15 protein-coding genes are annotated in these 19,750 nt (G+C 61.0%); 12 read left to right on the plus strand and 3 right to left on the minus strand.

Going from position 1 to position 19,750, the window contains the following annotated elements; genetic code table 11:
* The first annotated feature begins 15 nt into the window (after window positions 1–15).
* The 12 genes from MPZ60_RS07065 to MPZ60_RS07120 all read left to right on the plus strand — a co-directional run bounded on the left by MPZ60_RS07065 (window position 16) and on the right by MPZ60_RS07120 (window position 15,427).
* The gene (locus tag MPZ60_RS07065) at window positions 16–1,119 is read left to right on the plus strand and encodes an acyl-CoA dehydrogenase family protein (RefSeq protein ID WP_034360307.1); all 1,104 of its coding nucleotides are present in this window, start codon (window positions 16–18) and stop codon (window positions 1,117–1,119) included.
* Window positions 1,120–1,131: 12 nt separating this feature from the next.
* Window positions 1,132–1,548, plus strand: a complete 417-nt coding sequence (locus MPZ60_RS07070; protein ID WP_034360308.1) for a MaoC family dehydratase — start codon at window positions 1,132–1,134, stop codon at window positions 1,546–1,548.
* A gap of 32 nt (window positions 1,549–1,580) precedes the next feature.
* Complete coding sequence (locus MPZ60_RS07075) at window positions 1,581–2,753, plus strand: lipid-transfer protein (RefSeq protein WP_034360309.1); 1,173 nt, start codon at window positions 1,581–1,583, stop codon at window positions 2,751–2,753.
* Window positions 2,754–2,770: 17 nt separating this feature from the next.
* A complete protein-coding gene (locus MPZ60_RS07080; RefSeq protein ID WP_034360310.1) occupies window positions 2,771–3,952 on the plus strand; it encodes an acyl-CoA dehydrogenase family protein in 1,182 nt (393 codons plus the stop codon).
* 42 nt (window positions 3,953–3,994) lie between these two features.
* Window positions 3,995–5,806, plus strand: coding sequence for a long-chain-acyl-CoA synthetase (locus MPZ60_RS07085; RefSeq protein ID WP_034360311.1), 1,812 nt, complete (start codon window positions 3,995–3,997; stop codon window positions 5,804–5,806).
* Window positions 5,799–6,866 (plus strand): MBL fold metallo-hydrolase, encoded by a 1,068-nt coding sequence (locus tag MPZ60_RS07090; RefSeq protein ID WP_034360312.1) that lies wholly within the window; start codon window positions 5,799–5,801, stop codon window positions 6,864–6,866. The genes MPZ60_RS07085 and MPZ60_RS07090 overlap by 8 nt, the downstream gene beginning before the upstream one ends.
* A 12-nt stretch (window positions 6,867–6,878) precedes the next feature.
* Window positions 6,879–8,075 (plus strand): acyl-CoA dehydrogenase family protein, encoded by a 1,197-nt coding sequence (locus tag MPZ60_RS07095; protein WP_034360314.1) that lies wholly within the window; start codon window positions 6,879–6,881, stop codon window positions 8,073–8,075.
* Window positions 8,076–8,208: 133 nt separating this feature from the next.
* The gene (locus tag MPZ60_RS07100; protein ID WP_034360316.1) at window positions 8,209–9,336 is read left to right on the plus strand and encodes an acyl-CoA dehydrogenase family protein; all 1,128 of its coding nucleotides are present in this window, start codon (window positions 8,209–8,211) and stop codon (window positions 9,334–9,336) included.
* 1 nt (window position 9,337) lies between these two features.
* On the plus strand, window positions 9,338–11,044 hold the full coding sequence (locus MPZ60_RS07105) for a class I adenylate-forming enzyme family protein (RefSeq protein WP_034360339.1): 1,707 nt from the start codon (window positions 9,338–9,340) through the stop codon (window positions 11,042–11,044).
* A 281-nt stretch (window positions 11,045–11,325) separates the two neighbouring features.
* Window positions 11,326–12,705 (plus strand): DUF1329 domain-containing protein, encoded by a 1,380-nt coding sequence (locus MPZ60_RS07110; RefSeq protein WP_034360342.1) that lies wholly within the window; start codon window positions 11,326–11,328, stop codon window positions 12,703–12,705.
* Window positions 12,706–12,740: 35 nt separating this feature from the next.
* Window positions 12,741–14,252, plus strand: a complete 1,512-nt coding sequence (locus tag MPZ60_RS07115; protein ID WP_004341209.1) for a DUF1302 domain-containing protein — start codon at window positions 12,741–12,743, stop codon at window positions 14,250–14,252.
* Window positions 14,253–14,323: 71 nt separating this feature from the next.
* Window positions 14,324–15,427, plus strand: coding sequence for a dienelactone hydrolase family protein (locus MPZ60_RS07120; protein WP_052052641.1), 1,104 nt, complete (start codon window positions 14,324–14,326; stop codon window positions 15,425–15,427).
* Between the two features lie 169 nt (window positions 15,428–15,596).
* On the opposite strand, the gene MPZ60_RS07125 is transcribed toward MPZ60_RS07120, so the two are convergent.
* The 3 genes from MPZ60_RS07125 to MPZ60_RS07135 are packed head-to-tail and all read right to left on the minus strand — an operon-like array spanning window position 15,597 to window position 19,542.
* Window positions 15,597–16,055 (minus strand): nuclear transport factor 2 family protein, encoded by a 459-nt coding sequence (locus MPZ60_RS07125; RefSeq protein ID WP_034360348.1) that lies wholly within the window; start codon window positions 16,053–16,055, stop codon window positions 15,597–15,599.
* Window positions 16,055–18,538: an RND family transporter gene (locus MPZ60_RS07130; protein ID WP_034360350.1), complete on the minus strand. Its 2,484-nt coding sequence runs from the start codon at window positions 18,536–18,538 to the stop codon at window positions 16,055–16,057. The genes MPZ60_RS07125 and MPZ60_RS07130 overlap by 1 nt, the downstream gene beginning before the upstream one ends.
* Complete coding sequence (locus MPZ60_RS07135; RefSeq protein ID WP_034360353.1) at window positions 18,535–19,542, minus strand: YCF48-related protein; 1,008 nt, start codon at window positions 19,540–19,542, stop codon at window positions 18,535–18,537. Before MPZ60_RS07135 ends, MPZ60_RS07130 begins: the two co-directional genes overlap by 4 nt.
* Window positions 19,543–19,750: the final 208 nt, after the last annotated feature.

A 19,750-nucleotide genomic window follows, 5' to 3' on the forward strand; every position in this document is an offset into this window, starting at 1 on the left:
TGCGAGGAGACCGTCATGGACTTTCAACTCAGTGAAGACCAGCGTGCATTCGCAGACATGGCGCAAAGCCTGTTTGCAGACTATTGCACCGACGACAAGCTGCGCGAGCACGATGCCTCGGGTCAGCCTTTCATGCAGGATCTGTGGCAGCAGTGCGTGGCTGCGGGCCTGCACAGCATCCTGGTGCCGGAAGCTGCCGGCGGCCTGGGTCTGGGAATGAGCGAGATGCTGGCCGTGCTGGAGCAGCAAGGCCGTGCGCTGGCGCAGGTCCCGCTGTGGCAGCAGCAGGTCGCTGCTGCCGCGATTGCCAGGTTTGCCGAGGGACAGGACGCAGTCGTTCAGTCCGCCATGGAGGGCGAGTTGCTGGCTCTGTCGCTGCAGGCCGCAGTGGCTGCACGCGGGCCGGCGCTTGAGCTGCAGGGTGAGCGACTCAAGGGCCAGCTGCAAGCCGTGCCTCTGGGCGAGCAGGCCCGGGTGGCTCTGGTGGCGGCGGCGGCGGGCGATGAGATCAAGCTGGTGCTGGTGAGCCTGCAGGCGGATGGCGTCAGCCGCGTGGCCGGCATGCGCGAAGACTACTGTGCGGTAGCAGACATCAGCTTTCGCAACACGCCGGTGCTGGCCGTGCTGGGCGGCCGTGCGCTGGACTGGGTCAACGAAATGGCAATCGCCTGCCTGGCCAGCCTGCAGCAGGGCGTGACACAGGAGCAGTTGCGCCGCACCGTGGAGTATGTGAGCGAGCGCAAGCAGTTCGACCGTCCCATCGGTACTTTCCAGCTGGTGCAGGGCCAGATGGCCGACGGCTACATCCTCATGCAGGCGCAGCGCAGCGCACTGAGCCAGCTGGTCTGGCGTCTGGATGCCGGCCTGCCTTGCACGCCGCAGGCCCACGCGGTGCGCGCCCAGTCCAACGAGCTGGGCCTGAAGGTAGGCCGCGTTGCACAGCATGTGCATGGCGGCATGGGCGTGGATGTGACCTATCACATTCACCGCTTCATGTTCTGGTGTCGTGCACTGGCTGCCGAGGCCGGCAGTGCCGAGCAGCACCTGCAAGCGCTGGGCCAGTGGCTCGCAGACAACGACACGCTCGGCTGGAAGTACGACCTGCCCGAAGACCGCTAAGGAGACAACAACATGGCAAATCAATCTATTCGCTTCGAGTCGGTAAACGTGGGCGACGAACTGCAGCCCGTCAGCGTGCCCATCACCGTGCCGCTGATTGCCGGCGGCGCCATCGCCACGCGTGACTATTTCCCCGGACATCATGACCGCGATGCCGCGCGCGAGCTGGGCTCGCCTCATATCTTCATGAACATCCTGACCACCAACGGTCTGGTGCAGAGCTTTGTCGAGAGCTGGGCTGGCGACGATGCGCGCCTCATGGATCTGAAGATTCGCCTGGGCGCGCCCAACTATCCCGGCGACACCATGAAGTTCACGGGCTCTGTGACCGAGAAGAACGAGGCCACGCGCAGCGTTCAGATCACGCTCAAGGGCAGCAATGCCATGGGCTCTCACGTCAGCGGCACTGTGCAAGTGGCCCTGGCCTAAGAACAACAAGCGGAGACATTCCTGTGAACGATATGAATATTTCCGGTCGCGCCGCCATTGTGGGTCTGGGTGCAACAGAATTTTCCAAGAACTCGGGCCGTACCGAGCTGCGTCTGGCCATGGAGGCCACGCTGGCTGCGCTGAGCGATGCCGGCATCGACCCCAAGGAGGTGGACGGCTTTTCCTCGTACTCCGTGGACAAGGTTCCCGAGTATGAAATCGCCCGCCTGCTCGGGGCTCGCAATGTGAGCTTTTTCTCGCAGGTTCCGCATGGTGGTGGTGCGGCTTGCGGCCCTGTGCTGCATGCGGCCATGGCCGTGGCCACGGGCGTTGCCAAGACGGTCGTGGTCTACCGCGCCATGAATGAGCGCAGCTGGTACCGCTTTGGCACCGGCAGCTATGGCTTTGGCAGCACGCCATTCTTTGACAACGTGAACTATGGCTGGTACATGCCCCACGGCTTTCACACGCCGGCATCCTGGGTGGGCATGTTTGCCCGTCGCTATATGCATGCCTTCGGTGCGACCAGCGAGGACTTCGGCCGCGTGGCCGTGGCCGTGCGCGACTTCGCTGCCACCAATCCCAACGCATTCTTCTACGGCAAGCCCATCACCCTGGAGGAGCACCAGGCCAGCCGCTGGATCTGCGAGCCGCTGCACCTGCTGGACTGCTGTCAGGAGTCCGACGGCGCCGTGGCCATGGTCATCACATCGAGCGACCGTGCCCGTGAGATGAAGGCTAAGCCGGTCTACATCAAGGCGGCTGCCCAGGGTATCTCTGACGGTCAGCAGTCCATGACCTCGTTCTACCGCGAAGACATCACCGGCCTGCCTGAAATGGGGCATGTCGCCAGCCAGCTGTGGCAGCAAAGCCGCCTGACTCCCAAGGATGTGCAAAGCGCAGTGCTGTACGACCATTTTTCGCCCTTTGTGCTGCCTCAGCTCGAGGAGTTCGGTTTCGTCAAGCGCGGCGAGGCCAAGGACTTCATTCGCGCCGGCGAGCATGCACGCGGCGGCTCCATGCCCATCAACACCCATGGCGGCCAGCTGGGCGAAGCCTATATCCATGGCATGAACGGCATTGCCGAAGCCGTGCGCCAGATCCGTGGCAGCTCCGTCAATCAGGTCAAGGACGTGCACAACATGGTGGTGACCGCCGGTACAGGCGTGCCCACCAGCGGCCTGATTCTGGGCGACGAGGCCTGATTGCAAGGGAGACATTCATGTTCATTGACCTGACTCCCGAGCAGCATGCGCTGCGCCTGAAGTGCCGTGACTACTTTCAGGCGTTGATGACGCCCGAGCTCAAGGCCCGCATGCGCGGTGCAGAGGGCGGCGACGAGTACCGCGAACTGATCCGCAAGATGGGGCGCGATGGCTGGCTGGCCATAGGCTGGCCCAAGGAATTCGGCGGCCAGGGCCTGTCGGCCACCGAGCAGCTGATCTTCTTTGAGGAAGCCAATATTGCCGGAGCTCCCCTGCCTTTCGTCACCATCAGCACCGTCGGCCCCGCGCTGATGGAGCATGGCACCGAGGCGCAGAAGCAGGAGTTTCTGCCCGGCATGGCCAGCGGCGACATCATTTTCGCCATTGGCTACTCCGAGCCCGGTGCTGGCTCCGACCTCGCCATGCTCAAGACACAGGCTCAGCTGCAGGGCGATCTTCAGACCGGGCATTTCGTGGTCAACGGCCAGAAGCTGTGGACTTCGGGCATCGAATCTGCCGACTATGTGTGGCTGGCCGCACGTACCAACCAGGAACTGGCTCGCCACAAGGGTATTTCCATCATGGTGGTGGATACCAGGGACAAGGGCTTTTCGCATACGCTGATTCAGACCGTGGGCAACTACACGGCAGCCACGTACTTCGACAACGTTGAAGTGCCGGCAGTACGTTTGATCGGCGAACTCAATGGGGGCTGGAAGCTGATCACTGCACAGCTCAACCACGAGCGCCTGGGTCTGGGGGCCTGGTCGGACAAGGTGTTTGCCCCCTTCGTCAAGGTGCTGCAATGGGCCAAGGCCAAGGATGAGCAGGGCCGTCGCGCTGTCGATCAGGCCTGGGTGCGACGCAGTCTTGCGGAGTGCTATGCCCGCCTTGAAGCCATGCGACTGACCAACTTCCGCATCGCGGCCAGTCTGGAAGCCGGTGCCATGGACGTGAGCCTGGCATCTGCCACCAAGGTCTATGGCTCGGAAGGCGTGGTCGAGGTGCTGCATCGATTGATGGACATCGTGGGCAGCAGCGCTCTGGTGCGTGGTGGCTCGGCGGCTTCCTATCTGATGGGCGAGCTGGAGTATGAGCTGCGCGCCTCCACCATCAACACCTTCGGTGGCGGCACGAACGAGATTCAGCGCGAGCTGATTGCCCAGTTCGGACTCGGCATGCCGCGCCCCCAGCGCTGATCGAAGACATCTCACACATAACAAATACCAAGGAGACATGTGATGAGCGACACGACTGTGGTGTCGCGCGAGCAGACCCAGCTCAAGCTGGATCGTCGCGCGCCCATTGCGGCCAAGTACCTGGCCGATACGCCCTACACCATGGCTGATCGTCTGGAGGACTGTGCGCGAGATTTCGGCGAGCGCATCTTTCTGACCGAGGGCGATGTGCGCTACACCTATGCGCAATTCAACCAGCGCGCCAATCAAGTGGCACGTGCGTTGCACGAGCAGGGTGTGAGAAAGGGCGATGTGGTGGCCATGGCCATCGAGAATCGCCCAGCCTTCTTCTTTGCCTGGTTTGGCGTGGCCAAGCTGGGTGCCGTGGTGGCCTTCATCAACACCCATGTGATGGGCAAGCCTCTGACGCACGCACTGGAGGTGACCAACGCCAGCCATGTGATCGTGGGCGAGGAGTGTGCAGAGCGCTTTGCGCAGACCGAAGGACTGAACACCGCGCTGAGTTACTGGCACTGGCCGGATGAAGTGCGCCCCGCCGCGGCGGGAGTTCTGCAGCAGTTCGGCTCTGATTTGCAGGCTCTTGCCATGAGCCGGGACGGCACGGCCGTACCGCTGGAGTGGCGCGAGGGCGTGGTGGCCGGCGATACGGCGCAGTACATATTCACCTCCGGCACCACCGGCCTGCCCAAGGCCGCGGTCATCAGCCATGCACGCTGGCTGATGGCGGGGGACTCCATGCAGCTGCTGTGGGAAATCACCCGGGATGACTGCTTCTACTGCTTTTTGCCGCTCTACCACGGCGCGGCTTCCATGTCGCTGACGGCAACCGCCATGGCTGCAGGAGCGCGCATCGTGGTGCGCCGCAAGTTCAGCCGCAGCGAGTTCTGGCGCGATATCCGCGTGCATGGCATTACCTTTTGCCAGTATGTGGGGGAGATCTGCCGCTTCCTGCTCAGCGCGCCCGCGACGGACAGCGACCGGGAGCACAGCTTGCGCAAGATGGCCGGAACCGGTCTCACGCCCGAGATCTGGCAGCAATGGACATCGCGCTTTGGCGCCGTGTTCCAGATCTATGAAGGCTGGGGAGGCACGGAGTCCAACACCAATACCATCAATCTGGACAATCGCATCGGCTCCTGCGGCCGCGTTCCCTTCTGGGAAAAAACCAATTTGCGCCTGGTTCGCTACGACCAGGAAAAAGGCGATTACATCCGAGATGAAAACGGCTTCTTGCAATTGGCCGGCGTGAACGAGCCCGGCGAGGCCATCGGCATGGTCATCCAGTATCCCGGTGTGGTTGCCGGGCGCTTTGAAGGCTATACCAGCGAGGAGGCCTCCGAAAAGAAGCTGCTGCGCAATGTCTTCCAGCAGGGCGATGTGTGGTGGACATCGGGCGACCTGCTGCGCTGCGACGAAGACGGCTACTGCTGGTTTGTGGACCGTATCGGCGATACCTTCCGCTGGAAGAGCGAGAACGTCTCGACCATGGAGGTCAGCGACGCACTCGGGGACTTTCAGGGGCTGGATGCGATCACCGTCTATGGTGTGCAGGTTCCCGGTCACGGTGGCCGTGCGGGCATGGCAGCGTTGGTGATGCATGAGGGAGCCCAATTCGATCCCAAGGCCTTCTGGAAGATGGCCATCGCTCGTCTGCCGCGCTATGCGGCACCACTGTTCGTGCGTCTGATGGATACGCCGGACATGACCGGCAACTACAAGCTGCGCAAGGTGGATCTGCAAAAACAGGGCTATGACAGCGCTCAGACTGGCGACCCGCTGTTTGTACGCAATGACAAGCTGCAGACCTATGTGCCGCTGAACGCTGCAACGCTTGAAGAGGCTCTGCGTGGATAGCGCAGTCGCGCAGGAGCGCGTACGGGCCAAGCCCGCAGATGTGCTGCGTTATCCCTTTGCGCCGCCTGCAGCCGATGGCAGCCATGTGGAGATCGTCCCCGGTCTGCTGTGGCTGCGCATGCCCATGCCCATGGCTCTGGACCATATCAATGTCTATCTGCTCAGGGACGGCGACGGCTGGGCGGTGGTGGATACGGGGCTGGGAATTCCCGGCACCTTCGAGCTGTGGGAAAGAATCTTTACGGAGAAATTGGCCGGCCAGCCGCTGACCCGTGTGATCTGCACCCACTGTCACTACGACCATGCGGGTGCGGCATGGTGGTTGCAGGAGCGCTTTGGCGTGCCGCTTCTCATGAGCTATGGCGAGTTCATGATGCTGCGCTCGCTGATGGGGCCGCCGCCCGATCCTCTGCCCGAGGCGCATCGCGAGTTCTATGCGCGTGCCGGGGTGAGCAGCGAAGAGCTGGACGACATGCTGGCTGCCATGCGCAAGGATCCGTTCATGCCCAGGCAGCCCAGCCATTACCAGCGCATTCGTCCGGGTGAGGTGCTGCAGATCGGGGAGCGCCGATGGCGCATTGTGCTGGGCGAGGGGCACTCGCCCGAGCATGCCTGTCTGTATTGCGAGGAAGACGGCATTCTGCTGGCCGGTGATCAGGTGCTACCACGCATCACCTCGAATGTGATGGTCAGCCCCATCGAGCCCGAGGGCAATCCGCTCAAGCTCTGGATCGATTCGCTGCATCGTTTGCGTGAGCTGCCGGCCGAGACCTTGGTGCTTCCATCGCACCAGGGCGTTTTCTACGGCCTGCATGAGCGCCTGGTGCAGGTGCTCGAGCACCATGCCGAGCAGTTTGCACTGCTGACCGGACATCTGGGCCAGGTGGGGCGGGCAACGGCTGCGGAGCTGGTGCCCGTGCTCTTTCCCAGGCTGCGCAGCCCCGTGGATCGCCTGATGGCACTAGGGGAAACGATAGCCCATTTGAACCTGCTTCACCAGGATGGAACGCTGCTGCGTACCCCGGGTGAGGGCAAGATTGCATATTTCTCGTTGGCCTGAGGTGAGGAAGCCATGACGGAACTGGAAACATTCAAACAAGAAGTGGCGCATTGGCTGGAGGAGAACTGTCCTGCGAGCATGCGTCGGCCCATTGTTTCAGAGGAGATGGTCTGGGGCAGCTCCAAGCTGCAGTTTCTGAACGAGGATCAGAAGCTGTGGTTCGAGCGCATGCGTGACCGTGGCTGGTTTGCACCGTCATGGCCGCGTGAATACGGCGGCGGTGGACTCTCCCCCAGGGAAGCCCGTATCCTGGACACGGAGATGGCCCGTCTTGGCTGCCGTCAGCCCCAGTACAACCTGGGCGTGTGGATGCTGGGGCCGGTTCTGGTGGAGGTGGGGACGCATGAGCAAAAGCTCGAGCATCTGGTTCCCATGATGCGCGGCGAGCAGCGCTGGTGTCAGGGCTTTTCGGAGCCCAATGCCGGCTCCGATCTGGCCAGCCTCAAGACCTCGGCCAGGCGCGTGACGGACGAGCAGGGCGAGGCCTATATCGTCAACGGGGGCAAGATCTGGACCTCGGACGGAGACAAGGGCGACTGGATGTATGCGCTGGTGCGCACCAGCAGCGAAGGCAAGAAGCAAGACGGCATCAGTTTTTTGCTGATCGACATGAAGAGTCCCGGCGTCACGGTCAAGCCCATAGAGCTGATCAGCGGCAAGTCCAGTTTCTGTCAGGTCTTCTTCGACGATGTGCGGGTGCCTGTGCGACAGCTTGTGGGCAAGGAAGGCGAAGGCTGGTCGCTGGCCAAAAAGCTGCTCCAGCATGAGCGTGCGGCCATGTCCAAGTTCACGGAAGGTGGCGCACCGTCGCACGATGCACTCAAGACCGCCTTGCCCTACATGGTGGACGAGCAGGGGCGGATCAGCGATGGTGCGCTGCGCGAGAAGCTGGCTGGACTGCTGATGGATGCACAGTCTTTCGCTTTGACCCATCGTAGGGTGACCGAGAAGGCTCTGGCGCGTCAGGACGTTGCTGGCCCCTCCAGCATCATGAAGCTGGTGCAGACCGAGCAGGAAGTCGCCAAGTACGAACTGCTGGAGCAGGTGCTGGGCCTGCGCGGTCTGGGCTGGGAGGCAGGCGATGATTTCACAGCCGATGAGATCGATATAGGTCGTGCATGGCTGCGCTCCAAGAGCTACACGATTGCAGGCGGAAGTTCGGAAGTGCAGCTGAACATCATTGCCAAGCGAGTGCTGGAATTGCCTTGACCCCCTGAGCCGCTGTGCGGCGACAGCCTCGCTGCGGGGCGACGGGGCTGCCCAGGTCCTTGCTCGCCGGCTCTGAGTTGGGCAGTGCTGGTCGCACAGGCTGAGGATAACGAATTGAAATGGAGACAAGAATATGACCATGCTTTTGTCGCAAGAGCAGGAATTGCTCAAGGACAGTGCTGTTGCCTTTCTCGCGCAGGAGGCACCCGTGGCCCAGCAGCGCCGTCTGCGGGATGACAAGGTGGAACAGGGCTTTGATACAAGACTGTGGCAGCAGATGGTGGAGATGGGGTGGCCCGTGGCGGTGCTGCCCGAGTCGCATGACGGGCTGGCTGCGGGCTATCTGGGCATGGGCGCGGTGTTTGAAGCCATCGGCCGAAACCTGTCGGCACAGCCGCTGCTGAGCCAGGCCGTGATCGCACCTGAGCTGCTGATTCGCGCCGGCTCCGAAGCCCAGCAGGCGCAGTGGCTGCCCCTGCTGGGCAGCGGGCAGGCCAGGCTGGCACTGGCTCTGGATGAAAAGTCCGGCCAGCATCTTTCAGCCAGATTGAGCACGGTAGCCGAGCAGACCGGCACGGGCTGGTGCCTGAGCGGTGAGAAAGCCTTTGTGATGGATGGCGTGGGCGCCAATGGCTTTGTGGTGCTGGCGGCGTCTGGCGAAGGTGCTCCCGGTTTGTGGCTGGTGCCAGCTGATGCACAAGGCGTCAGCATCAAACCCATGTGCATGATTGACAGCCGTAACATGGCCCGCGTGCAGTTCGATAAGGTGGAGCTGAGCGCTGATATGGCGTTGGTGGCCCGGCCTGCTGCTCAGGTGCTTGATGAAGTGCTGGATCGAGCCCGTGCCTGCCTGGCCGCAGAGTCTCTGGGTCTGATGCGTGAGGTGTTTGATCGTACGGTTAGCTATCTGAAGGAGCGCGTTCAGTTCGACGTGCAGATCGGCTCATTCCAGGCATTGCAGCACCGTGCTGCACGTCTGTATGTGGAGCTTGAGCTGCTGGAGAGCTGTGTGCTGGCAGCTTTCGAGGCCATTGATTCAGGTTTGGAAGCCAAGGTGCCCGAGCTGGTCAGTGGGGCCAAGGCCAAGGCATCTGACTTGTGCGAGAAGCTGTGCAACGAGGCGATCCAGTTGCATGGCGGCATCGGGGTGACCGATGAGCTGGATATTGGCCTGTTCTTCAAGCGGGCACGCGTTCTGCAACGCCTGCTGGGCGACGGTGGTTATCACCGCAATCGCTTTGCACAACTGAAAGGTTTCTGAGATGAGCGATGCCTTGGTTTCTATGGGTGAAAAGATCAGGAACATTCGTGCGCAGCTGACTTCGCAGGGCGCACCTTTTGAAGTGCAGCAGGTCACGCTGTCCGATGGGCGCAGCGTGGCAGCCTATCGCAATGCCTTTCAGAATCTGGCACAGGTAATTGACGCCGGCCGGGTTCATGGTGCGGCCGAGTTCATGGTCTATGGCGAGGATCGATGGACCTTTGACAGGTTCTTTGCAGCAGCCGATGCACTGGCCAGTCGTTTGCAGAAGCAGCGCGGCATCAAGCCCGGCGACCGGGTGGCGATTGCCATGCGCAACCGTCCCGAATGGGCCGTGGCTTTTGCTGCCATTGCCTTGCTTGGCGCAGTGCCGGTGCCTTTGAACAGTTTTGGCCTGAGCAGCGAGCTGATGGCCAATCTGGAGGACACCGGGCCGGTGATGCTGATCTGTGATGCGGACCGCCATGCTCGCATCAGCCAGGCCATTGCGCAGACTGCCATCAAGACGGTGGTGGTGGATGGCGAGGGGGGCGATATCAGCTGGACGGAGTTGACCGCAGGCGGTCATGATGGATTCGTGTCGCCGCAGCTGAGTGCCGATGAGCCTGCGCTGATTCTGTTCACTTCGGGTGCCACCAGCCGGGCCAAAGGCGTGGAATCCACCCACCGCGCCGTTTGCCAGGGCATCTTCAATATTGACTTCATCGGTGCAGTGGCAGCCATGACTTCGCCGGACGCCATCGCCGCCATCATGGCGCGACAGCTGCAGCCCACGATCTTGTCGGCAGTTCCTCTGTTTCATGTCAGCGGCCTGCATGCCCAGTTGCTGGTCAGCCTGCGCCATGGTCGCCGCCTGATCTTCGTGCACCGCTGGGAGCCAGAGAAGGCGGCTGAGCTGATTCGCAAGGAAAAGGTCACGCAGTTCAATGGTGCGCCCAGCATGGTGCAGCAGCTCATTGGACTGCCCGGCTTCGAGCAGCCTGAAAGCTCTGGCAACCTTTCCGGTGTGGGCTTTGGCGGAGCGGGCCTGCACCCGCGCCTGATCGATGAGGTGTTGGCCAAGTTCAAGGGGCGCATGTCAGGCATTGGATTTGGACTGACCGAATCCAATGGAGTCTGCGCAGGCAGCTCGGGGCGCATGTTCGAGGCGCATCCGCGCAGCTCGGGGGTGCTGTCGCCCATCATCGAGGTACGAATCGCAGACCTGGATGGCACAGCCTTGCCTATCGGTGAGCCCGGTGAGGTCTGGCTGCGTGGCGTGACCCTGATGGAGCGCTATTGCGGTGATGCAGAGGCCACAGCCAAAGCCATGCAGGGCGGCTGGTTCCATACCGGAGACATAGGCGTTCTGGACGATGAAGGCTTTTTGACCATCGTCGATCGCATCAAGGACGTGATCAACCGCAGCGGTGAAAAGATTGCTGCGGCGGAGGTCGAGGCCTGTCTGCTGCAGCATGAGGCACTGGAGGAGGCTGCTGTGTTCTCCATGCCGCATGAGGTCACGGGCGAGCAGGTCGTTGCCGTGGTGGTCGGAAAGTCCGGGAGTCAGGTGACTCCCGAGCTGCTTCGCGAGTTCGTGGCACAGCGCCTGGCGGGCTACAAGGTTCCCAGTCGGATCGTTGTGCGCGCGGAGCCTTTGCCTCGCAATCCCGCAGGCAAGATGCTCAAGGCATCGATTCGCAAGGAGTGCGCTCACCTGCTGACCTGATGCACGGAATTGGGTGGTCCTAGGACTTTCCCGATCACGCTCCGAAAGCCTGCTGCTGCTTCGTGCACCAGCAGGTTTTTTCATTCGGGGCGGCGCTTCAGGTGACCCATGTGGACTAGGTCGCTAGGGTCTGTCAGTAGTCAACTCAGACGATGGTTGAAGAGACCTGCTGACGCAGTATGCAACTGCCTGCAAACGGCAAAACCAATGGGGCGATGCGAGGCAATGTACCTCGTTTGTAGCACCCGCCAAAAATAAGTTCTAGAACCTAGGAGACAGAGATGAAGTTTGTGACAGCCAAGACTCCACTCGCAGCGGCAGTGGGTTTGATGGTGGCGACGTCGGTATGGGCGAAGGTGCCGGCGAACGAGGCAGAACAGCTGGGCAAGGAATTGACATGCGTGGGTGCCATCAAGGCCGGCAACAAGGAAGGCACGATTCCAGAGTTCACAGGCAAATGGGTCGGTGCCCCTGCAGGCGTGGCTCATGTGCAATCCAGCGGCAAGCACCCCGTGGATCTCTATGCCGATGAAAAACCACTGTTCGTGATCACTGCGGAGAACATGGAGAAGTATGGCGACAAGCTCAGTGCTGGTCAGAAAGCCATGTTCCAGAAGTATTCCAAGACCATGCAGATTCCGGTCTACAAGGGGCATCGCGATTTCCGCTACACCGATGAGGTCTGCGCAGTGTTGAAGAAGAATGCACTGGAGTCCGAGGTCGTCGATAACGGCATGGGAATCAAGGGCAGCTTTGGTGCGATCAACTTCCCGATTCCCAAGACCGGGCAGGAAGTGATCTGGAACAACCTGCTGCCCACGCGTGCCTACACCGAGGCCATCACGCGTGACATGGCGAATGTGCTGTCGGACGGCAGCATGAGCTTTGGGCGTATGCAGAACCTGAACCTGGACATGGTCAACAAGCCTGAAATGCTTGGCAAGCCGGTCGAGGGCGTGATGGCCTATACCCGCACCAGAACGCTGGCCCCCGAGCGTGAAAAGGGCGGTGTGACCCACTCGGTGGAGCCCGTCAATTTCGGCAAGGACAAGCGCCTGGCCTGGAGCTATGACCCCGGTACACGCCGCGTGCGCCAGGTGCCCGAGTATGGCTTTGACCAGCCCATGGCTGGTACCGGCGGCAAGATGACCATCGACTCGGATCGTCTCTTCAATGGCTCGCCAGAGCGCTACAGCTGGAAGCTGCTGGGCAAGAAGGAGATGTATATCCCCGCCAACAACTACAAGATCCATCAGCCCACGGTGAAGTATGCCGACCTGCTCAAGCCCGGTCATGCCAACCCCGACTTCATGCGCTATGAGCTGCGCAGAGTCTGGGCCGTGGAAGGCACGCTGAAGGACGGTTTCCGACATGTCTATGGCAAGCGTGTGCTGTTCGTGGACGAGGACACGGGCCAGGCAGTGGCCGCGGACATGTACGACGCGCGTGGACAGTTGTGGCAGCACGCCTTTATCAACTACTACTACTCCTTTGACATCAAGGCCTGGCATGCAGGCACGTCCTTCTATCACGACCTGAATTCCGGCGGCTACATGGGCTACAACCTTTTTCAGGAGCGTCCCCAAGGACCCATCCTGAACAAGGGTGATCTCGTGCCCGCCATGTTCACACCAGAAGCCGCACGCAACGCGGGCAACTAAGTTTTATCAACGAGCGACTCACTATGAAAAACAATATGAAGAAACTCACGCCCATCGCAGTGGCGGCACTGCTGTCCTTGGGTATGGGAGCAGTTCAGGCGGGGGAGACTGTCGAGCTGGGAGATGGCCTCAAGTTCGACTGGCGTCTGAACGTGAGCTATGGCCTGGGTGTTCGTCTGGATAACCCGTCTCCGGTGCTGAACACAGACGGCAACAACAATTTCAAGAAAGGTGCTCTGACGGCGAACCGACTGGGTGCCGTCTGGGAAAGCAAGCTGTCAAAAGGTGACAGCGGCTTTGTGCTGAATGCCAGCACCTTTTATGACGACGTATATCACCAGCGCAACGATAACAAGGGACCGATCAGCACGGCAGGTCCCGTCAATGAGTTCAACTCTGCTGCCAAGCGCTATGGTGGCGGCTATTCGCGCCTTCTGGATACCTACGCCTACACCAGCTTCAACATGGGCGAGGCCCGCGCCACGGTACGCTTGGGCAAGCAGGTGGTGAACTGGGGCGAGTCCATGTACTTTGCCAATATCGCTGCGGCCCAGGGACCCAGCGATGCAGCAAAGGCAGCTTCGCCTGGCGCTGAGGTCAAGGAAATCCTTCTGCCGGAAGATCAGATCTCGGCTTCGCTGGAAGTCAGTCCCAAACTCTCGCTGCTTGGTCACTACCAGTTCGGCTTCCATGAAACGCTGCTGCCGGCTCCCGGCATGTACACCAGCACCAGCAATGCCCTGGGTCCCGGCGCCTCCTGCCTGGGCGTCTACAACGGTGCGACCTGTCGCGGCCTGCGACGCGGTACCGACATCCGGCCCAGCAGTTCGGGTCAGTGGGGTATCGGCGGTCGCTACCGCGTCACCGACGAGACGGAAGTCGGTCTGTACTACCTGAACTACAACGACCGCACTCCATCGCTGGTCGTGAACATGAATGGTGCGATACCGACCGGCTATCAGGTTCGCTATTTCGACGACATCAAGATGCTGGGAACGACGGTCAGCACGACCTTCGGCAAGTTCTCTGCATTTGGTGAAGCCAGCTATCGAAAAGGTACGCCAGTGCTCAACGGCAATGGTGTGGCGGTGCGTGGCGACGTGGTGCAGGGCAACGTCGGCGGTATCTTCAATATCGGCCGCACCGGTATCGCGGACGACATGTCCCTGGCTGCCGAAATTTCCGGCTCTCGCGTGATCAGTGTGGCCGATGGCAGCTCTACCGATAACCTGAGCTTCAAGACCCGCAACTCCCTGGTGGCCGGTGCGACCCTGACGCTGGGCTACCCCGGCATCTTCGAAGGCTGGGATCTGAGCATCCCCATCAGCTACCAGTCGCAACTGCGCGGCCGTTCTCTGGTTGGCACCTTCGGCGGCGGCCAGAGCGACAGCCGGTTGAGCATTGGCGCGACTTTTGTTCGCAAGAGCAATTTCTCGATCAACGTGGCCTACATCAACTACCTGGGCAATCCTTCTGCCGATTCCCTGCGTGCACGCCCGCTGGCCGACCGCGACCAGCTGTCTGTTACCGCCAAGTACTCGTTCTGAACCACACCAACGAGCCAACACCACAAAAGCCCGGCTCTCCGGGCTTTTGTGTTTGAAAGAGGCGCAAGCGAATGCAAATACTGACCGGAAAATGGGTAACTCCTTTGGGAGCTGCAGCCCTGAGCCTGATGAGCAGTGCGGCATCAGGACAGCATCTGTTCGATGCTTTGCCTCCTTTGCCCAAGGTGGCTCCCTTGATGGCCCCCACGGAGCTGCATGGTGATACACAGGGCGATATCCGCTTCAAGTCCAGCAGTCCGTACGACCTCGATGTGCTGCTCAGTCAGCCTGCCAGGGCAGAGGCAACCATGGGTATGGGAAAGCTGTTCCTGCCCAAGGGGGCCAGCGAAAAGAAGCAGGTGCCGGCCATGGTTGTCCTGCCAGGTGGCGCGGGGGCCATTCCCGGGCGCGAGAGCGAAACGGCCCAGATGCTGGCCGACAACGGCATAGCTGCGCTGTTGGTTGATAATTTCAAGCCGCGTGGCATCAGCGAAGACATGCCTTATGCGCTCAAGATCATGGGTACCTCCGAGTTCGATGCCGTGGCCGATGCCTATGCCGCCCTCAAGGCCTTGAACAAGCACCCGGCCATCGATGGCTGGCGTATCGGGGTGATGGGATTTTCCAAAGGCGGAATTGCGGCACGCATGAGCCTGGATGCGCGCATTCGCGACAAGCTGGCGCCTTTCATTCAGCCCTTTGCCTTGCATGTGGACTTCTACGGGCCTTGCTATGCGCTGCTGCAGTCACGCAAAACCACGGGTTCGCCCTTGCTCAGCTTCAGAGCGGGGGAAGATGCATCGAATGATCTGGTGGCCTGTGCACAGCAGGAAAAAATCCTGCGTGAGGCGGGCTCCGAGGTCAGTACGGTGGTTTATGCCAGAGCAGGCCATGATTGGGAAAGCGACAAGCCACGAGAGATGACGAACCGCCCCTATCTGTCCGGCTGCACGATAGAGTTCAATGACAAGGACTTTCCCGTCCTCAATGGCCAGCCGCTGATTCCCGCCGGGGCTCAGTCCGATCGCCAGACCCGCTACAGGATTCGGGTGCAGAGCGGCAAGGCTCTGGGGGACTGCGTCAAGGTGGGCTATATCGCCGGACGCGATGAAACCGCACGCAGTCTGGCCGGCAAGCAGTTGCTGCAGTTTCTCAAGGTAAAGTTCGAGCAGTAGACAGGACTCGGCGGAAAAGCAGAAGGCCAGCAAATGCGGGCCTTTTTCACGTGTCAAATTTGCCCGAAGTTCTTTTTTGATGGAGCGTAGGCTTCTGTCAATTGAGTCGTCCGGAAGCAGAAAAGCCGTGCAGCGTGGCCGCGCGGCTTGATTGATGGAGTGCGGCAGCTCAGGTGCCGGGCTGCAGCACGGAGCGCTCCCCGATCTCAAGCAACATGGTCATGCTGCGCTTCTGGATGCGCCAGCCTTCGGGCAGCCTTACCCATTCGTCTTCATAGAAACCAATGGCGTCGTAGCGCAGATGACTGCGCTCGCCCAGTCCCTGATGCGCGGCTCGCACCTGAATCCTGCTGAGCGGGCGCTGCGGGTCGGCTGCATCGACTTCCAGATTGCCCAGCAGATGCTGGGTGGGGCCGCAGCCGTCAAGATGGGTGCTGATCATGCGGCGGACCTTGGCGACCCCTTCGCAGATGTAGTTGCCACCGTAGACCGTGGTGCAGTCAGGTGTGAACACCTGCTGCAGCAAGTCCCAGTTGCGTGTGTCGCAGGCCGTGGCGTAGCGGGTCAGGGTCTGGGCCAGAGCATGTTCAAGAAGAACCTGCTCCAGCGTGCTTACTGCGGTCTGCATCACACTTTGCCGTTCACGGATGACTGGGGCTCGGGTTTGAGCATGCCGCCCGCATGGCTGATACCGCCTGCGCTGCCCGTCGCATGGGCGTGTCTGGGCTGCCGGTGCAGGCGCTTGATGCGCGCCCTGGCTTCCGCCGCGCCCACATTCAGCCAGTAGGCCATGGCAGGCAGCAGGAAGATCGCGCCCAGCATGTTCACCAGGAACATGAAGGCCAGCAAGATGCCCATGTCGGCCTGGAACTTCAGTGCCGAGAACGCCCAGGTACCCACGCCTATGGACATGGTCAGCGCCGTGAAGATGGCGGCGTTGCCGCGCTGGCGCATGGCTTCATAGAAAGCCTCGCGCAGCGTGATGTCTCGCTCGCGCAGCTCATGCTGCATGCTCTCGAACAGATAGATGCCGTAGTCCACGCCCACGCCCACGCCCAGCGCCACCACGGGCAGTGTGGGGACCTTGAGACCTATGCCCAGCATGGCCATCAAGGCATTGCAGAGTATGGAGACGATGGCCAGGGGCACGACGATGCACAGCACGGCGCGCCAGCTGCGGAAGGTCAGCCAGCACAGCAGCGTGATGGCGCCGAAGATGGAGCCCAGCATCTGCACTTCGGCATGTTCCACGGCTTCGTTGGTCGCGACCGCCACGCCGGCGTTGCCGCCAGCCAGCAGGAACTTGACGTTGGGCGTCTTGTCCGCAGCGATGAAATCACGCACCTCATTGACGACATGGGTCAGCGTGGCGCCTTCGTGGTCCTTGAGGAAGACCTGCAGATTGATGACCTTGCAGCCCTCGGTGTTCAGGCCCAGATCGGGAGAAAGTGCCTTGGCACCCGAACGCAACGCGGCTTCGGTGCGCTGCAGAGCTGCCCAACGGGGGTTGCCCTCGTTGTTGCTGGAGGCCGCGATCTTGGCCAGACCGGAGACGGTGGAGACGGATTGCACACCGTCAACCCGGCGCATGCGCGATTCAAAGCGCTCCACGGCGTTCATCACCTGCCAGTTAAGGCAGCCTTCGTCGAGGTTGGAGGTTTCGACGAAGACGGACAGCACGTCCATGCCTATGGAATAGCTGCCGATGATGGTGTCGTTATCACGGTTGTAGCGCGACTCGGCGCGCAACTCGGGAGCGCCCGTTCCCACATCACCTGTCAGCAGATTGCGCGATTCGTAGGTGCCGGCGGCCAGCAGCAGCAGCGACACCACCAGAGTCAGCATTGCGGGCTTGCCTTCGGCCAGTGCCGACAGCTTCCACCAGATGGGGTTACGTCCATTGGCTGAGGAAGAGGGGGCTTGCATGGCCTTTTTTTCCAGACGCAGATTGGCCAGCACCGCGGGCAGGAACACCTTGTTGGTGATGATCATCAGCAGCACGCCCATGCAGGCGGTCACGCCCAACTCGTGCACGATGGGGATGTCGATCAGCATGATGACCATGAAGCCCAGAGCATTGGTCAGCAGCGCCAGAGCTCCGGGAATGGCCAGCTTGCGAATCGCGTTCTCGGCGGCCAGCCTGGAGCTTAGGCCGGCGCGCACATCATGCTTCCAGGCTCCCGTCATCTGCACCGCATGGGATACACCGATGGAGAAGATCAGAAAGGGAACCAGGATCGACATGGGGTCGATGCCGTAGCCGATCAGCGGCAAAATGCCCAGCAGCCAGATCACGGGCAGCAGTGCCACGGCCAGGCCGACCACCGTGATGTTGGTTGACTTGGTGTAGAGACGCAGCATGATGGCCGTGATGACAAAGGCGATGGCAAAAAAGGTCATCACCGTGGTCAGGCCGTCCATCACATCGCCCAGTACCTTGGAAAAACCAATGATGTGGATGGAGATGTCCTTGCCTTCGAACTTGCTGCGGATCTCTTCCAGGCGCTGCGCAACCTTGTGATAGTCGAGCTTTTCTCCGGTCTTTGGGTCGACCTCGAGCAGGTCGGCGCGCACCATGGCGGATTTCAGATCGTTGCTGACCAGAGAGCCGATCTGACCGGACTTGGCCACGTTGGAGCGTACCTGGGCCAGACCTTGTTCGTTGGCCTCGAAGCGCGAAGGAATCAGCACCTCGCCCACGTAGCCGTCTTCGGTGATCTCGATGTATTTCACGTTCGGTGTGAACAGCGAATACACCTGGCCGCGGTTGACGCCGGGGGTGAAGAAGACCTCGTCCGTCACGCCACGCAGGGCTTCGAGAAATTCCTTGTTATAGATATCGCCTTGCCGGCCCTTCCATTCCACGCTCACCAGAATGCGGTTGGCTCCGGAGAAGGTGGCTGAATGCTTGAGAAATGCCGTCATGTACTCATGACGCATGGGGATCAACTTGTTGAAGCCCGGATCCAGGTGCGTGCGCATGGCCGAGACAGCCAGCAGTGCCGTGGCAATCAGCGTCAGCACGACTATGGACTTGCTCCACGAAATCAGCCAGCGTGCCGTGGATGCAATAAACCGGTCCAGCCGGCTGGTGGGTTCGCTCAGAGTCATTGTGTCGCTCCTGGGTCAGCCTGAGCGGCTGCCTTGGCTTGTTGTGGTGGGGGAAAGGGTTGCAGGCCTGCGTCGCTGGACATCCATCCGCTGTCGGGGCCGGTAAGCACAATGTCGGTCAGGGTGGCGCGGCCCTTGGCGCGTTGCAGGCTGAAGCTCTTGCCGCCGTCCTTGCTCAGGCCGAGCATGCTGCCCTGTCCTACCAGGATGATGGTTCCGTCCTTTTCCTGGGCATGGCCAAAGAAGGAGACCGGAGCCTGAATCGTCGACTTGACCCATTGCGCGTCCGGTGCGGCCTGCACAAAGGCGTTGCCGCGCATGCCATAGATCAGCCAGCCGCCTTCGCGTGTAGGCATGGCGTTGTAGAAAGATCCGTTGTAGAACCCGGGCTCGATCTGCCAGCTTGCGCCGGAGTCCTCGGACTTGATGACCAGGCCGCGCTCGCCCACTATCAGCCAGTGCTTGCCATCTTCGGAGCTGGCAATGCGGTTCATGTGCTTGTCCTCCACCTCTGAGGGCAGGGGCAACTGCTCCCAGGTCTGACCGTTATCCTTGGAGGTGATGGCACGGCCGAAGGCGCCGACACTGATCCAGTCGCCCGAAGGAAGGCGCGCGATCGACATCAGAGGCTCTCCGTTTTCCTTGGAGAAAGCGACTTCCTCCCAGGTGCTGCCTCCGTCCTTGGTACGCAGAATCCAGCCTTCGTGCCCCACGGCGAAGCCGGTCTTTCTGTCGGGCGCAAAAGCCATGCTGACGATGAGCGCCTGACGCTGCTCCTTGATCTGTGCCTGCTGCCAGTGAGCACCCTTGTCGTCCGAGTACAGGATTTCACCGAGTGCGCCGGCTGTCAGTAGACGATCGCCCACCTGAGTGATGGTGTTGAAGTGACTGCGCTCGATGCCAATGGTGGTGGGGGCCAGGGGGGGCGGTGTGCGGGGTGCAAAGGCGAGCGCTGAGGCAAAGGCCACCAATGCTGCTGCGCCTATACCGACGGCTGTTTTCACGTTGTCTCCTTATTGATTCGTACACGCTGTGCATGTATTGCAAACACGGGTGCAGGTTCTTGATTTGGAGCTTCAGCAACATCGTCCGAATGGACGTTTGCCCGGAGAATTAGGGGTATGTACGGGGCCGGCTTTTTAGTCTCTACAGACGATGGATTCGGTCTGCTTCATTTACACAATGAATGCACACTTTCTTGGTAAGGGAGAC

The sequence above is a fragment of the Comamonas sp. 7D-2 genome (assembly GCF_022749555.1).
Taxonomy (GTDB): Bacteria; Pseudomonadota; Gammaproteobacteria; order Burkholderiales; family Burkholderiaceae_C; genus Comamonas; species Comamonas thiooxydans.